Annotated in this window: 1 protein-coding gene; it reads right to left on the reverse strand. The window is 70.1% G+C overall.

Annotation, left to right across the window (positions count from 1 at the left end):
* Positions 1–241: ATP-binding protein (locus AAEY83_RS18125; RefSeq protein WP_351061481.1), on the reverse strand; the 241-nt coding region annotated here is incomplete at both ends.

Here is a 241-nt window from a genome sequence, read left to right on the forward strand (position 1 = left end):
TCCTCGCTCTGCACGTACAGATGCGCATCGTGCCGCTGCAGCACGTGCTTGACGATCGCGAGGCCGAGGCCCGTGCCGCCCGTGTCGCGCGAACGGCTGCGATCGACGCGGTAGAAGCGTTCGGTGAGCCGCGGCAGGTCGGCGGCCGGAATCCCGAAGCCGCTGTCCGTGACGGAAAACACGCCCTGCGCGCCCTCGCGCCGCCACGACACGACGATCTTGCCGCCGTCCGGCGTATAGC

The organism is Psychrobacter sp. TB20-MNA-CIBAN-0197, assembly GCF_040309765.1.
GTDB lineage: Bacteria > Pseudomonadota > Gammaproteobacteria > Pseudomonadales > Moraxellaceae > Psychrobacter > Psychrobacter submarinus.